Source organism: Gammaproteobacteria bacterium (assembly GCA_032250735.1).
Taxonomy (GTDB): Bacteria; Pseudomonadota; Gammaproteobacteria; order SZUA-152; family SZUA-152; genus SZUA-152.
In genome coordinates this window covers 38,572-55,040 of the sequence record JAVVEP010000003.1, presented here as the reverse complement: position 1 = coordinate 55,040, position 16,469 = coordinate 38,572, and the positions used below count along the sequence as shown (strand labels likewise).

At 58.4% G+C, this 16,469-nt stretch carries 4 protein-coding genes; all 4 read left to right on the top strand.

All coding sequences use genetic code 11. The features are described 5' to 3' along the window. Position 1: 1 nt before the first annotated feature. The 4 genes from RRB22_02680 to RRB22_02665 all read left to right on the top strand — a co-directional run bounded on the left by RRB22_02680 (position 2) and on the right by RRB22_02665 (position 16,464). A complete protein-coding gene (locus tag RRB22_02680) occupies positions 2-1,354 on the top strand; it encodes a hypothetical protein (protein ID MDT8383297.1) in 1,353 nt (450 codons plus the stop codon). A gap of 513 nt (positions 1,355-1,867) precedes the next feature. Beyond that, positions 1,868-3,490 (top strand): ShlB/FhaC/HecB family hemolysin secretion/activation protein, encoded by a 1,623-nt coding sequence (locus RRB22_02675; protein ID MDT8383296.1) that lies wholly within the window; start codon positions 1,868-1,870, stop codon positions 3,488-3,490. Between the two features lie 35 nt (positions 3,491-3,525). Then, on the top strand, positions 3,526-14,535 hold the full coding sequence (locus RRB22_02670; GenBank protein MDT8383295.1) for a filamentous hemagglutinin family protein: 11,010 nt from the start codon (positions 3,526-3,528) through the stop codon (positions 14,533-14,535). Between the two features lie 150 nt (positions 14,536-14,685). Next, positions 14,686-16,464, top strand: coding sequence for a MotA/TolQ/ExbB proton channel family protein (locus RRB22_02665; GenBank protein ID MDT8383294.1), 1,779 nt, complete (start codon positions 14,686-14,688; stop codon positions 16,462-16,464). Positions 16,465-16,469 lie beyond the last annotated feature (5 nt).

Here is a 16,469-nt window from a genome sequence, read left to right as displayed (position 1 = left end):
CATGAACCTTAGCAAACTATCACTCGCCCTGTCCGGCGTGCTGGCCGCGGGCAATGCCTTCGCCCTGGCGCCCAACGCCATTGACCCGCAGAATCCTGGGGTCAATGACATCGTCATCCATTATGGTGGTGCTACCGCCCAGTCACAGACCGTAAAGAACCTGGCCACGGATCTGTGCGTAGCCGGCACCATCGACCATTTTGTCAATCTCCCTGCCGATCCCACCCACCTGGTGGTGAGCTGTGAGTTGACCACCCCTATCGCCGGTAAGAGCAACCTGTATTTCTCGTACTTCCTGGACGGTGGTTCGGTGTACGGTGTAACGCCGGTGGCGGATCAGGTCTCCCTGAACTACATGAAGGTCAACGGCGGATCCTGCAGCACGCCTGACGGTGGTTCTCCTTCTGTCAACTGGACCTGTGCCAACAGCGGCGCCAACCAGTACGCCCATGCCCCCGAGGCCGGTGGTTCAGACGTGGAACCCGCCCTGTTCAAGGGCGCCAACGTGTCCGGTCTGGCCTTCGGTGCGGCCAGTCCTGCCGGCCTGGCCAACCTGACCGTGGAGCCCGCCTTCAATGTCATCTTCGGTCTGCCCGTCAACCTGGCGATGCTGGACGGTAGCATCTACCCCGGCGGCACCGGCACCATCAAGAGCCTGAGCAAGTCCTCCGCGGCCTCCATCTTCTCCGGTCAGAAGGCCCAGTGGGACGCGATCCCCGAGTTCGGTAATCTGGAGAACTGGGTGAACGGCGTCGGCGCCCCGACGGACATCCATGTCTGCCGCCGCGTGAACGGTTCCGGCACCCAGGCCGCGATCCAGGTGCACTTCCTGCGCCAGGAATGCACTGACTTCTCGCGTCCGTTTGCTACCGCCGCTAACTGGGTGGTCCCTGGTGAACTGGAAGAGATCTCCAGCTCCACCAAGATCCTGACCCAGTGCGTGGACGTCAACCCGCGCGCCATCGGTGTCTCCTCGCTGGAGAAACAGCCTGGCGTGAAGTACGGCACCAACTGGGCCTATGTCGCCATCGACGGCATCATGCCCACGGAAGAGAATGCCGCCAAGGGCCTGTACGACTACATGTTTGAAAACAGCATGCAGTACAACAACACGGTAGTGGATGCTGCCCAGAAGGGTTTCCTTGACGCGCTGTTCGCGGCCGCCAAGGACTCCACCGTACTGGCCGGTAAGCCGGGCGTGCTGGGTGTGCCTGACTACGTGATCAACACCCCCGGTGACTTCGCCGATGCCGACATTGATGGCATCTATGCGGAATACCATCCCAGCAACCCGGTTGCCTGGGTGAGCCGCGATACCCAGGGCTGTAAGCCACAGGTGCAAGTATTCCCATAAACCGGAATGCCTATGGGTGAGTTTTTCACCTAACGAAAAACGGGCCAGCGCTTTGCCAGGCTGGCCCGGATTTCAACACGGAGCCGACCCTGTATGGGGTCGGCTTTTTTATTGGTGTACTGATATTTTTTTTGCAGTGACTGTGAAATTTCATTCACAGGTTTGTGACATATCATTCTGTGCACAGAAACCGTGCAACAATGACCTAACTAAAATTTGTACTTCTGTACAAGCCTTTTTACGTGGCGAATTATTGGCGGTTGGTATATTCCCGCTGCTAACCCCCTTGTGCAACCTTGCTGTAACAATTGCCTGCTATGTTTGCGTCCTCACGGTTGCGGGTGCTGTGGGTTTCCTTGTTTTCAGAAAACCATCTCGCAATACATAGTCGAAATAAAAACACCGGAATGAAAACCGCCGGAAAAATATCAGGAACGCCTCTTGTTGACCAATAAACGATCAACATTCAGCACGACACTATTTTCACTGTCTGTGTGGATGCTTGGCAGTGCCATGTGGGCGCCGCTCGCAGTGGCCGAGAATGAGGCGTCGACGAATGCCGGTGATACCTCGGTGGAGGTAGAAATGAACTCACCACAAGCTGTGGATACTCAAGCTTCGGCGAACAAGGCGCCAGTGTTCGATGTGCGGGAGTTTCGTGTCAGCGGCAATACGCTGCTGAATGTGAAGGATGTGGAGCGCACGCTGTATGGTTTTCTGGGCGAGGAAAAAGTCTTCGCCGATATCGAAAAGGCGCAACACGCACTGGAGCAACGTTATCGTGAGGCGGGCTATCCCGCAGTGCTGGTGGATATTCCCGAGCAAAGTGTTAGCGATGGGGTGGTGTGGTTGAAGGTAACGGAAAGCCGGGTTTCGACACGACGCATCACTGGCTCGCGCTACTATTTGCCAGGCGTGCTGGCCGGACAGATCACGGCACTGGAGCCGGGCAACAAGTTGCAAATCTCCACCGTGCAGACCCAGATCGCTCAGGCCAGTACCGCCTTTCCGGAACGCGCCATCAATCCAATCCTGCGTCCCGGACGAACGCCGGGTACCGTGGAAGTGGAGCTGAAGGTGGAAGACCAGTTGCCGTTGCACGGTGAGCTGGAAGTCAACGATCGTTATGGTGAAAACACCTCGCGTTGGCGTGCACTCGGTTCCGTAAGTTACAGCAATTTGTGGCAACGCGGCCACAGTCTGAATATTCAATACCAGACCGCACCGGAAGAAACGGATGAGGTGCAGGTCTGGTCCGGCACCTATCTGTTCCGTGTGCCGCAGTCGCAGAGCATGGTAGTCATTTATGCCGTGGATTCAGAAAGTAACACCGCGACCCTGGGGGATCTCAACGTTATCGGTAACGGCAACATCTATGGGCTGCGCTGGATTACTCCGTGGCGCGACGATGAGACCTTTAGCAACAGCCTCAGTCTGGGGGTGGACTATAAGAAATTTGGCGAAAGCATCCAGCAACAGGGCGCAGACCTCACCAATACACCCATCGATTATGCAACGTTCGGCATCGATTTCAGCCGTACCCGACAGACAGCGTTACAGATGACGCGCTATCGCATGAGCAGTGGCTTTGGCGTGCGCGGCCTCGTTAATGATGCGCAAGCCTTCGAGGATAAACGTTCCCAGTCGCAGCCCAACTACCTCTTTCTGCGTGCCGGCGTCACCCATTCCAGAGCCCTGTTTGCCGGCACCCGATTGCAGCTGGAAATGGAAGGACAGTGGGCCAATTCCCCCCTGATCAGCAACGAACAATATGCCGCCGGCGGCGTGGCCACGGTGCGTGGTTATCACGAGTCACAGGCACTGGGTGATGATGCCGTGCGCGGTCGCGTGGAATGGCTTATCCCATCGCTCCTGAAAAGCAGCACTGGAGATAAGGCGGTGTCTGCATCGGGCATTGACGGCCTGCTGTTTTGGGATGGTGCCGCCTTGCACGTGCAGCAAGCGCTTCCCGGGACGGACGCGCACACCGAATTGGCGAGTGTGGGACTGGGCCTGCGCATGAACAGGGCATCGACCTGGGAAGTAAATCTGGATTGGGCGAAGGCGCTCAAGGCAGAAGGTTCAGTGGCAAAGGGCGACACGCGTGTACACGCCTCCGTGCGATACGCATTCTAGTTGCGCGACTTATTTAAGTAATTAAGGAACGGATCATGGTGACCAGACAGTTTCGCACGCAGTGCAGCCAGCAACCGATGAAATGGCGCAAACGCCCGCATTTCACGCGCACTTTGCTGTCGGCGAGCATTGTCCTGGCCCTCAGTAGCCAGACTGCCCTGGCGGAACCGTCGCGCGGTGTATTTCCACGTGCTTGCGGTAGTGGTGCATGCACGGCCAGTGGTGGACCCGGTCAGTGGATTACCTACGGCAGTGTGAGTTCACCGTACCGGGTCGGCAACACCATGACCATCGAGCAGACCAGCCAGAAAGCTACGCTTAATTGGCAAAGTTTTGATGTCGGCGCGGACAATACCGTCCATTTTGAACAGCCCAACAGCACCTCGGTGGCCCTGAACCGGGTATGGGATCAGACCAATCCGAGCCAGATCTTTGGCCATCTAACGGCAACCGGGCAGATCTATCTCTATAACCGCAACGGCATCCTGTTCGGGCCCAATGCCAGCGTCGACGTCAACACCCTGGTGGCGACGTCGCTGGATATTTCGGATCAGGTATTTGAAAAGGGTCTGAATACAGCGATCAATGAGGCCGGTGAAGCCGCCGCGGCGTTTAAAGGAAACGGGCATGGTGTGGTGGTGGATGCCACGGGCAGCCCGGTGTTGTTCGCCATTGGCGCAGATGGCAAACCCGGACGCTTCCGGGTTGATGAGCAGAACATTCCCGTACGCGACGAAAGCGGCGCCTTGATCGCCGATGCCGCCGGTCGTTTGGTCGCCGACCCCGATGGCGTGCCGTTGGATGTGGTGATCGATGTGGCGGCGGGCGCGGATCTGCGCGTCCAGAATTACGGCAGTCTCATGTTGTTGGGTGCCAATGTCGCCAATGCCGGCACCCTTACCACGCCGGATGGCCAGGCCATCCTGGCCGCGGGCAACAAGGTCTATCTGCAATCTGATCAGGAGCTGCGCGGTTTTCTGGTGGAGGTGGATGTCGACGCCGTCAGCAATGATCAACTGAGCACGGCATTGACCGGTGGTACGCCCCTGTCCATGGGCAACGTGACCAATACCGGTACGGTCAGTGCGCCACGCGGCAACGTGACCCTGGCGGGTCTGGCCATCAACCAGCAGGGCCGGATTTCCGCCACCAGCGCGGTGACCGCCAATGGCAGCATCCGGTTGCTGGCGCGTGACAAAGCAATAGCAGAAGGTGCAAACATGATCGTGCTGGATGCCGATGGCACGAATATGGCCAGGACGGGTTCGGTGGTTTTCGGCGCGGCGAGTCACACGACGATCGCGCTTGATACGGAGAAGGCCGCTGCCACGGCAGTGGACGAACAGGATAACCTGCCTTCCACGGTGACCGTGATGGGACGCACTATCACCCTGCTCAGTGGCAGTGAAATCGTCGTGCCGTCCGGCGAGGTCAATCTGACAGCGCTCGCCAATCCAAAATCATCGAATTCCACCGCCCAGCTCGTGCAGGAAGACGGCGTTGACATTCGAATCGAGGCAGGCAGTCGCATCGATGTATCTGGCGTCACCACACAGCTGGCCATGGAACGCAACGTCATTGAGGTCGAGCTGCGTGGCAACGAGCTGGCGGATTCACCCCTGCAACGCGACGGCATCCTCGCCGGTCAGAAGGTCAACATCGATATCCGTACCGTAGATGATAACGATCGCATCCCCATCGCCAATCTCACCAATGCCATGGCCGGCATTCAACGCACCGTTGCCGAGCGCAGCACGGCGGGCGGCACGGTCACTATCGCCTCTACGGGCAAGGCGGATTTTCAGAGCGGCGCGGAAATCGATGTCTCCGGCGGCGCCGTGCACTATCGGGATGGTTACATCGCCACCAGCAAGCTACTGGCCGATGGCCAGACCTATGACATCGCCGATGCCGATCCCAACCGGCAGTATGACGGTATTCTCTACCGGCAAATCAGCAAGTCCGACAAATGGGGAACGGAGCAGACCTGGCACATCTTCGGCGGTAACGATGCCCGTGGCCGCTTTGAAGAAGGATATATCGATGGCAAGGACGCCGGGACGGTCAGCTTCACCGCCTACGATCCCAGCTTGCAAGGCAATCTGCTTGGCGGGCGCAGCATCGGGCGCAATCAGCGTGAATCGGGGCAACTCCCCCTGGGTGGTGAACTGATCATTGGTGATCCCGGTGTGTTGGGTATCGCGGGTATCAAGGGGGAGAATTACATGACCCCTGACGTGATGATCGCCCAGCAAGGTTTTATCAATAGTCTGCGCGAGCAGGCCCTGTTGCCGGATAACACGCTGACCCTCAGCACCGATTTTATCCAGCAGGGCGGTTTCACGCGTAGCCGCATTAATAGCAACGGCACCGTTTCGCTGGTCAAGGATACGCCGCTGTCGATGGCGCCCGGCGGGGAGCTGCGAATCAACGCCGCACAGGTGGACATCAAGAGCGATATCGACGCCCCCTCGGGTGTCATCAGTCTCAACGCCGTGGCCATCGATTCCGATGCGCAAAATGCAACAAGCGAACAGGCGTTGATCAATATCGCCGATGACGTCACGCTCTCGACCCGCGGCACCTGGAGCAACGATGCCAGCGCCGCGATCGTGCATGGCGGCAGTGCCGCTGACCTGAGCACTCCCGCATTGCCTGATGGTGGCCGCATTGAGATCGCGCTCAACAACAACGGCGAACTGCACATCGGCGACAGAGTGAACCTGGATGTCTCCGGCGGTGCCTGGTTACAGGCCGACGGTAAGCTCAAGGCCGGCAAGGGTGGCGAGCTGGAGGTTGGCACGACGCCCGGCAGTAATCGCGACTATGTCATTCGCGTAGGCGAGGACCTGGACCTGCGCGGCGACGCCCTGCAACAGGGCGGTAGCCTGACGCTACGCCTGCCGTCGCTGGTCATCGAAGGCGAGGCAGTACAAGGTCAGGCGGGATTCGCCGCGCAACGCAATGACCTCGGTGGCTTGTCCAGTGTGCAAAGAGCGGCACTGGCACAGCAGGTACTTGATCAGTGGGTGGCGGAACAAGCCGGTACCGGCGTAGCCAGCACGGATCCGCAACTGTTGGCCGTTTTGCAACAGGTGGCACCGATGCTGGTCGATGATGGTAGCCAGACCCCGGAGCAACAACAGACCCTGGTACAGACCGCCATCGACCAGGCCCGGTTGGCGCTCAGCGTTTCTCCACAGCTATTCCGACAGGGTGGCTTCAGCCAGGTTAACCTCGAGGCGACCCTTGGTGATCTGGTAATAAAAGAAGGGACTGTGATCCAGCCGAAGGCGCAGAACCGCGTCCTCAACACCGGCTTCCGCAGCCAACCCAGCGGCGCTGACATAGCGAAATTTAGTCATCTTGAGCTATTGCCCGATGCAGTGCGTCAGCCGACGAATCTGACACTGTCCGTCAGTAGCGAGCCGACGGCAACAGGCCCGCTTCCCACCTTTAGCATGGAGACCGGGGCCGTCATTGAAACCGATGCCCAGGCGCAGATTGCGCTCAGTTCCAGCGGTCTGCTCGATGTGAATGGCCGTATCAGTGCGCCGGCGGGCAGCATCGACCTTAGTGTGGATAGCGACGGCAATGACTATCATGCGGATCGCATCATTCATCTCGGCGAGCAGGCCGAATTGTCCGTTGCCGGCACCACGCTTCTGCAACCCAATGAAGCAGGGCTGCGTCAGGGCGAGGTGTTGGCAGGGGGCCAGGTCACGCTAACGGCACTGGGTGGCGGTATCGACATGGATGTGGGTGCATCCATTGATGTCTCTGGTAGTGCGGCCACCCTGGATCTGCCTGCAAATGACCAGCCGATTCGTGCGCAACGCATCGCCAGTGCAGCGGGCGCGATTACAGCGTTGGCGACGGAAGGCATGCGTCTGGATGGTGCCCTGCTGGGGCATGCTGATCGGGATGCCGGTGCTGCCGGCGGGGCACTATCGGTAACGCTAAATCCAAAAAAAGTATCGGGAGCCACCAGTAATCGAGGCGCTCGCGGGTTTCCCGAACCGATCGATCCGCAAACCGGCAAGGTCCGCAGCTGGGCCATTCGTCTGTCCCAGGCGGCCGATGCCGCTGCATCGGGCGACCTCAGCACCGGTGAGGCGACGCTGAACGTCGATGGTCTCACCGACGGCGGCTTCGATGCCCTGACTCTTAATGCACCAATGATTCAGTTCGACGGTGATGTCGATCTGCATCTCGATCGCAGTATTGTGCTGGATGCGCCGCAATTCGTGGTGCAGCCAGTCACTGGTGAAGTGTCAGCGGCACAGGTGATATTGGATGCCCCTTATGTCGCTCTGGGCGCAAGCTATGCCACCATCACTAACGATAAATTGCTTGCAAAAGGCCTGCAGGCAACTGCCGGCAGCGGGCAATTTGTGGTGGGCGATGGCAACACCCATTTGATCGACCTTATCGGCAAGACCGCGTTGCAGGGGGTTTCCACAACTGCCTTGAACAGCCTGGGGGATATTCGCCTGCGCAGTGCGCTGGATGAATACAATAGTGTTGCGAAAGATTATCTTCCCAGCGGATTCAATACCGCCGGCACCCTCACACTGACGGCATCACAAGTCTATCCGACGACCTTGTCACGCTTCACGCTGGCGAGCGCCGATGTGAGCGACGACGCGGCCGTCGTTCCGGGGCGCATCGTCATCGAGCCGGGCGTGGCGGAACCCTCCCCGGTACTGTCTGTTGCCGGCAAGATAACGCTGGATGCCTCGATCATCGAAAACAAGGGCGTGCTCAAGGCGCCGCTCGGCGAAATCCAGTTAGGCGCCGATGATGCCGGCAAGACTCAAAGCGTCGTCCTCGCGCCGGGCAGCGTCACCAGCACCGCCGCCAACGTGGAGCAGGTGCCCTTCGGCACCATCCAGGCGGGCAGCATTTGGAAATATGATGGTCAATCCACTATCACTGTTTACAACGAGGGCATCAGACAGTACCCGAATAAACCTACCGCAACGACGCAAACATTCGATGCCGTCCCCGAACAACGCATCACCCTGCGCGCGCAGAACGTGGACATTCAAGACGGCGCCACGGTGGACGCGCACGGCGGCGGCGACGCGGTGGCCTACGAATTCCTGCCCGGCCCCGACGGATCGCGCGACGTTCTTGTCACCGCCAATGCCATTGCCGATGGCCGCTACGTCATCCTGCCCTGGCTGAAAGACGGCTATGCGCCCTATGACGCGCAGGCGTTCAAAGCGTGGGAATTGGACGCCGGCGCCAGCGTGGAAATCCTGAAAGACAGCAACGGACTTGAAGCAGGCGTCTATCCGCTGTTGCCCGCGAGTTATGCTCTGCTGCCCGGCGCCTATCTGGTGACGATGGAAAACGGCTACCGCGATCTCAACACGTCGCACTCGACGCGCTTGCTCGACGGCACGGCGGCGGTGCCGGCGCGCATGACCGTTGCCAATACAGCATTGCACGATTCTCGCACTCTGGGACTGACCGTGCGCAAGGGTGACTATGCCAATACGCTGGCCAAATACGACAAAACCACCCTGAGCCAATTTCTCCCCGAGCACGGCGCCCTGGACGAAGTCGCCATCCCGCGCCTGCCGCAGGATGCCGGCACCCTGGTCATCGACGCGACCAGCAGTATCGCCTTGAACGGCAATATGATTTCCGACGCTGCAGCGGGCGGGCGCGGCGCGCAGGTGGACATCGTCGCCGACCAACTGGAAATCGTGACCCAACTCGATGCCGCCGCCACCGCGGTACAGCTCGACGCTGCCGATCTGAGCGCCTTCGGCGCGCAAAGCATTTTGATCGGCGGTACGCGCAGCAGCGAGGCCGACGGCGTGCGCATCAACGTGGGCGCGGAACGGGTCACCGTCAAGTCCGGTGTCGAGCTGGAAGTGCCGGAATTGATTCTCGCCGCCGGTGTGGAAGACGCCAATGCCCCCGAGGCTTCGACAGCCGGGGTGCATGTGGAAACCGATGTGATACTGAAAGGCGCGGGCGACTATTCCGGCCAGGCATCCAATCTGTACATCGGAAAAGAAGACGTCCTGGATAAAGACGACAACGTCACCGCTCCCGGTGCCAGCGGCGGCGGCGCTCTGCTGCGCGTCTCGTCCGCCAATCAGGTCAGCGTGCGCCGCGCCAACAGCGGGAACGGTACGGGCGCGTTGACCATCGCCGAAGGCGCAACCATCGGCGCCGACGAATCCATGGTGCTGGACGCCACCGGCGCCTCGCAAATCGACGGTACGCTCGACATCAGCGGCGGATCGCTGAACCTCGGCGCGGAGAAGGTGAGCCTCGGTGACGTGCCTGCCAATACTCAAGGCCTGACGATTTCCAATACGGATTTGAGCAAGTGGGCCCTGCGCGAACTGGTACTCACCAGTCGCGGTAATGTGGATTTCTACGGCGACGTGAACTTCGGTACCGATGTCGGCGGCAACACCTTGTTGCAAAGCCTCGCCTTCGAAACGCCGGGCCTGGTGAATCACGGCGGCGACACCACGCTCACGGCGGGCAGCATTCGGCTGACAGCGCCGGAGACTAATGGTGATCAAGTTGCTATAACTGCGGCCGGTGTCACTAATGGAAGCAACACCGCTAATACGAATCCAACTGGAGCAAGTGGTTCACTGACGATTAGCACCAATGTGACGCTGACAATAGGTGAGCCACCAGTTCCAGCTGTTGCGCCACCTCAAATTGTTGCTATCGCTGAAGGTGGGCGGACACCTCTTGTTTCAACACCAATAGAACTTCTGGTCGTTGAGGGCAGTTCGCTGAGCCTGAATGCCCTCGTCATGACCGAGGGTGGCTCGGAGCAACTGAGTGAAATCGACGGCACGGGCGAACTGCTATTCGGCGCGGGTGATTTCGCCATTGGCGGATATACGCAGGCGAAATTCAACGCGGAGCGGCGCATCAGTAGCGAGGGCGAAGGCCTGGTCAACGTCGCCGCGGATGTGACCCTCGATGCACCGCTGCTCACCACCGGTGACGGCGCGCGCACCACCCTCGATGCCGGCGACCACGCCGTGACCATCGCCAGGTCTGCGGGCAGTACGGAGGCCGGCAACCTGGGCGGCACGTTGGTCATCAAGGGCGGAGTGATCGAACACAACGGCAACATCCGCGTCCGCTCCGGCCAGGTGGCATTGCAGGCGCAAGCGGCGGGCGGAGACGTGACATTGAAAGCCGACTCGGTCATCGACGTGAGCGGCATTTCAAAACAGTTCGATGAAGTGACGGTGGACACCTGGGGCGGCAAGGTGACGCTTGATGCGGATGACGGTAACGTCATTGCACAAAACGGTTCGGTGATTAATGTTACGGGTGCCGATGCCGGCAACGGTGCTGATGCCGGTTCAATCTCGGTTAAGGCATTGGGTGAAGGCAATCACGGTACGGTGACCCTGGACGGAACGCTGCAAGGCAGCGCGCAAGCCGGCTTCAATCAGGGTTCGTTTGATGTGGATGCGCGTGAACTGACCAGCAGCGTCAGTGGCACTAGCGGCTTTACCGAATTGAACCAGGTGCTCAACGCGGGCGGTTTCACCGAACGTCGTGCCGTGCGTCTGCGCAGCGGCGATATGGTGGTCGAGGCAGGCGAGGAAAATGGCGTGTCCGCACGTAATGTGGTGCTCACCGCCGATGATAGTGCCAACGGTAACATCACGGTTAACGGCAACGTCGGTCTGGCCGCCGATAAGAGTGGCAGTATCAACCTCAATGCGCAGGGTAATGTGGTGCTGGCGGATGGTGCCGTGCTTACGGCGACTGCGCTGGGCGATGGCGAACGCGGCGGGTCTGTGTTGCTTGCCAGCGAGCAGGGTAGCGTCACCGTCAATAGCGGTTCACAGATAGATGTCAGCGCTGGCGCGGAAGGCAGGCAGGGTAGCGTGCGACTGCGTGCGGCACGTCGGGACAGTAACAGCGATGGACTGGATGACAGCGTGGCTATCGCGCCCATCGCGGGGACGATCACGGGTGCAGGCCAGGTCGTGGCCGAGGCGGTCAAGGTAAACGCATTTACCACCGACCTGATCATCGATGCTGTACAACAGGCGGCCTGGAAAACCGCAACACAGGATTTCATGGATCTGCACGGGGCGGATATCGCCGCGGCTCTGGATCCGGGCGGCATCTTGGGTTTGACCGTGTCACCGGGACTGGAGATACGCAGCACCGGTTCCATTACCCTGGCCGATGAATGGGATCTTGCCTCCTGGCGCTATGGTACGACTCCCGGTGTGCTGACGCTGCGGGCGCAAGATGATGTGCAGTTGGACAAGAATCTCACTGACGGCTTCCGTGCCAATGCCCTGCAAGGTGATGATTCCTGGTCCTACCGTATCGTCGGTGGTGCAAATAACCAGAGTGCGGATGTGCTGGCCACGGTGCCCGTGGAACAACTCACTGGTAATAGCGGCAATGTGATCCTGGCCGCGAACACCAAACTTCGTACAGGTAACGGCGCCATTGATGTCATGGCCGGAAAAAATGTCGAACTGCAAGATACCTCCGCAGTGATCTACACCGCCGGTGTGCCCGCACTGAAAGATGGCGTCGCGGTGCCTTCTGGAACGGTGACGAAAAAAACGGGAAAGATCATCAATTGGGCTGAAGATGGGGGAGATGTCACCATCACGGCCGGTGCCGATCTCATTGGTCAGATCAGCTATCAATCACCCAATTCATGGCTCTGGCGTCAGGGAGGTGAATATGGATTCGGCTTTCGTAAGGGTTATGTCGATACCCGCTGGGCTGTTGATTACACCGGCTTTCAACAGGGCGTAGCGGCGTTTGGTGGCGGTGACATTCGACTTTCTGCGGGTGGCAATCTGGAAAGTTTTTCTGCCGCCATTCCAACTACAGGTAGACAGTCTTCACCGGGTGCCGATCGCTCAATGATCGATATCTGGGGCGGCGGCAACCTGAGCGTGAAGGCTGGCGGTGATATTAAAGGCGGTGTTTACCTGGTTGGACGGGGCGAAGGTCTGATCCAGGCCGGCGGCGCACTGACCACTGCGGGTAACACATCGAAGATAAATGGCAAGAAACTGATATATCCCTTGCTGGCCGTGGGCGAGGGTGGCTTCCATTTGCAGACGGGTGGTGACTTGTTACTGGAGACGGTGATACAACCAACCATGATTCCGCGGCCCAATGACGGCTCAGCCCTACACAACAACAATTCGGAATTTCTCATCTATGACCCATCGGCGTTTGTCGAGATGATCTCTCTCGGTGGCGATGTCGCAATGCAAAGTAATAATGGACAGATTTTTGATGACACAAAATCTCCCAGCGTTGCCATTCATAATAATTCATTCCTTATCCTGCCCCCGAGCCTGAAAACGGTGGCATTGAATGGATCAGTGGATGTTTCGAATGGTGCGATATTGCTGCCATCTTCCCAGAGTAGTCTCTGGTTGCTGGCAGAGAACAATGTTGATACAGGCACCACGGGTGTTTTGATGTCGGACTACGATCCGGCATTGTTGCCGTCCCCGAGCACGCCGATATCCAATCTTACCGATTTCTTTGCAGCTATAAATACTCATGCGGCAGAACCCTTACATCAGAACGATAATGAACCCGTCTACGTAGTCGCCAACAGTGGGGATATCAAGGGGCGGTTCACTTTGCCCAAACAGGCACATTTGGTGGCGGGCCGCGACATCAATCGCGTTGGTCTGACAGTGCAGAATGTGAACCCGGACGATGTGACGCTGGTGCAGGCCGGCCGCGATATTCGCTACACGCAATCTGTTGCCTTAAGTGCTGAGCATATACAGGTGGATGGCCCGGGACGTCTTGATGTGATTGCCGGCCGCAACCTCAACCTCGGCGCCTCCGACGGCATTACCACGCGAGGAAACCAGTCCAACAGCGCCTTGCCGGACGGCGGCGCGGACGTCAACGTGTTGGTGGGTGTCGCCAACGGTTTGGACTATGACGCCTTCATCCAGAAATATCTGGTGGACTCGGACACGTATCGCAATGACCTGACGGCCTACATGCGCACGCGATTGGATCAGCCAGATCTCAGCGATGCCGACGCGATGATGGCTTTCTTGAACGCTTCACGGCTTGAGCAGCGCCCGCTGATCATGCAGACCTTGTATGCGGAATTGAACGCCGCTGGTATCGCGGCCAGCGACGGCACCGGCAGTTACGAAAGCGGATACACGGCCATCGAAACCCTGTTCGATTCCGACCGTGGCTACGACGGTGATCTTTCCATGTATCTGAGCCGCATTTATACCCAGGACGGCGGCGATATCAATCTCGCCGTTCCCGGTGGTTTGGTGAATGCCGGTTTGGCCATTTCTACATCCGAATTGGGTATTAACAAGGGCCCCGACCAACTCGGTATCGTCGCCCAGCGCCAGGGTTCTGTGTCCGCCATGGTGGACGAGGACTTTATCGTCAACCAATCGCGCGTGTTTACCTTGGGCGGTGGTGATCTGATGCTCTGGTCTTCTCATGGCAACATCGATGCCGGTCGCGGAGCCAAGAGCGCCATCTCCGCGCCGGAGCCGATTTACACCTTCGATAGCAACGGTAACCTGGTGGCGGATTTTGGCGGCGCCATTGCCGGCAGTGGTATTCGCGTCGTCTCCACCATCCCCGGTGTAGAGGCCGGAACGACCTACCTGTGGGCTCCTGAGGGCAAGATTGACGCAGGCGATGCGGGCATCGAAGCGGGCAGTAACTTGTTCCTGGGCGCGCAGCAGGTCGTCGGCGCCGACAACATCAAGGTCAGCGGCTCGTCATTCGGTACACCAATCGCAAGCAGTAACCTAGACGCCGGTCTGAGTGGAGATAGCAGCCTTGCCAGCAATGCGGGCAAGTCGGCGGAGGAAAACCTGGCCAGTGCCACCGAAAAGGACGCGGGCGATTCGCCGCTGGCGGATGCGGCACTGAGCTTTCTGGAAGTCGAAGTGCTTGGTTTTGGTAACGGCATACTACCGACCACTGAGACACAAGATACAAGCGGTGAGCCATCGGAAAAAGATGATAAAGAAGATGACAAATCTGAATGAGTGGGACTGCAAAACACGAGATGTCACAGAAGTGACATCTCGATCGCTCATACTCTGATGTCTTTGGGCGGGTCGGATTGGCGTGGCACGAATAAAAAAATAATGGGGTGAGGAAAAATGTTTAAACACGGATTCGCAGCATTAATATTGATGTCTCTTCCGACCATGGCATCGGCATGGTGGAATGACGACTGGACGTTTCGTAAACAGTTGACCCTGGATGCCAGCGTCAGTGGCGCGAATCTGCAGGAAGACGTTGCCGATGCCCCGGTATTGGTGCGGCTGCACACGGGAAACTTCAATTATTTCCTCGACACCCTCAAGGATGGTGGCGATATCCGTTTCATCGCGGACGATGACAAGACGCCGCTGAAATATCATATTGAAAAATTTGATCCCATTAACGAAATGGCCTTCATCTGGGTGAAGATTCCAAGGCTGACCGCCGGTACCAATACCGACAAGATATGGATGTACTACGGTAATAGCGCCGCGAAGGGTGGCCAGGATGCGGCGGGTACCTATGATGCCAATCAGGTGCTGGTGTATCACTTTGATGAATTGAGCGCCGGGCCTGGTGATAGCACGGCCTATGGCAATAAACCTTCCAGCTCCAACGCCCTATCCAACCCGGCATCGCTGATCAGCGCGGGCGTGAAATTTGATGATGCCGGTAAACGCATCAGTATTCCGGCGACGCCGTCCCTTCGTCTGGTGACAGCCCAGGGCTGGACGTTCTCGGCCTGGGTCAAACCGACCGATGCCCAGGGCAACATGGTGGTCATGGAGAGCCGGGACGGTGACCGGGTGTTGAGCTTGAACATCGACGGTGGCGCGGTCTATGGCCGGTATGTCGGTAATGGAAAATCCTCTGAAACACCGCGCACTGCAGTAGTGAACCCCAATCTCTGGTCTCACCTGGCCCTGGAAGTGAAGGGTGATGCGCTCAATGTGTACGTGAACGGCGATCCGGTCGCGACGGTGAATGCCACGGTATTCGACATGGCCGGTGTTATCACCCTGGGCGGAAGTGCGGACGATAACAGTTTTTTCGGCGAGATGGACGAGGCACAGATTTCCAATGTGGCCCGCAGCGCTGCCTGGTTCAAGGCGGCAGTGCGTAGTCAGGGGAGTGAGTCGGCTTTGCTGGTGTATGGCGGTGATGAACAAAAACAGAATGCCGGTGGAGAGTCGTACTTCGGCGTCATTTTGCAAAACGTCACGGTGGATGGCTGGGTGGTGATTATCATTCTCGGCATCATGGCGGCGATAAGCTGGGTGGTGATGCTGGCAAAAGGTTTGTTGATCCAGCGTACCCGAAAAGATGACGGCGAGTTCTTGCGTCAGTTCCGTGCACTGGGCGTGGCGGATCCTGCGAAACTGGATCAGAGCCTCAGTGATGAAGATCGTGAACTGCAGGGTTCACCGATATCCCAGGCCTTGTTCGGCAAGCATGACCATTTCAAGAGTTCGACGCTTTATCACATCTATCACACCGGAATCCAGGAAGTGAATTCGCGTCTCGCGAAGTCTGCGGGAGCCCAGGCATCGGGTCTATCCACTCAGGCCATCGGTACGATTCGCGCGTCGCTGGATGCCACCCTGGTGCGGGAAACGCAAAAGCTCACCAATCAGATGGTGATGCTAACCATCGCCATTAGTGGTGGACCGTTTCTGGGTCTGTTGGGAACGGTAGTGGGTGTCATGATTACCTTTGCGGCGATCGCGGCCAGCGGCGATGTGAATATCAACGCCATTGCGCCGGGTATTGCTGCTGCGCTTGTCGCAACGGTGGCCGGTCTGGCCGTGGCGATTCCCGCGCTGTTTGGATACAACTACCTCAATACGCTCATCAAGGATGCCGTGGCGGATATGCATGTGTTCGTCGACGAATATATCGCCAAGATCGCAGAGCATTACGGTCAGTAAAGAGT

Coding starts and splice junctions, on each gene's coding strand:
- RRB22_02675 (MDT8383296.1), top strand. CDS start 1,868: ATGTGGGCGCCGCTCGCAGTGGCCGAGAATGAGGCGTCGACGAATGCC.
- RRB22_02670 (MDT8383295.1), top strand. CDS start 3,526: ATGGTGACCAGACAGTTTCGCACGCAGTGCAGCCAGCAACCGATGAAA.
- RRB22_02665 (MDT8383294.1), top strand. CDS start 14,686: ATGTCTCTTCCGACCATGGCATCGGCATGGTGGAATGACGACTGGACG.
- RRB22_02680 (MDT8383297.1), top strand. CDS start 2: ATGAACCTTAGCAAACTATCACTCGCCCTGTCCGGCGTGCTGGCCGCG.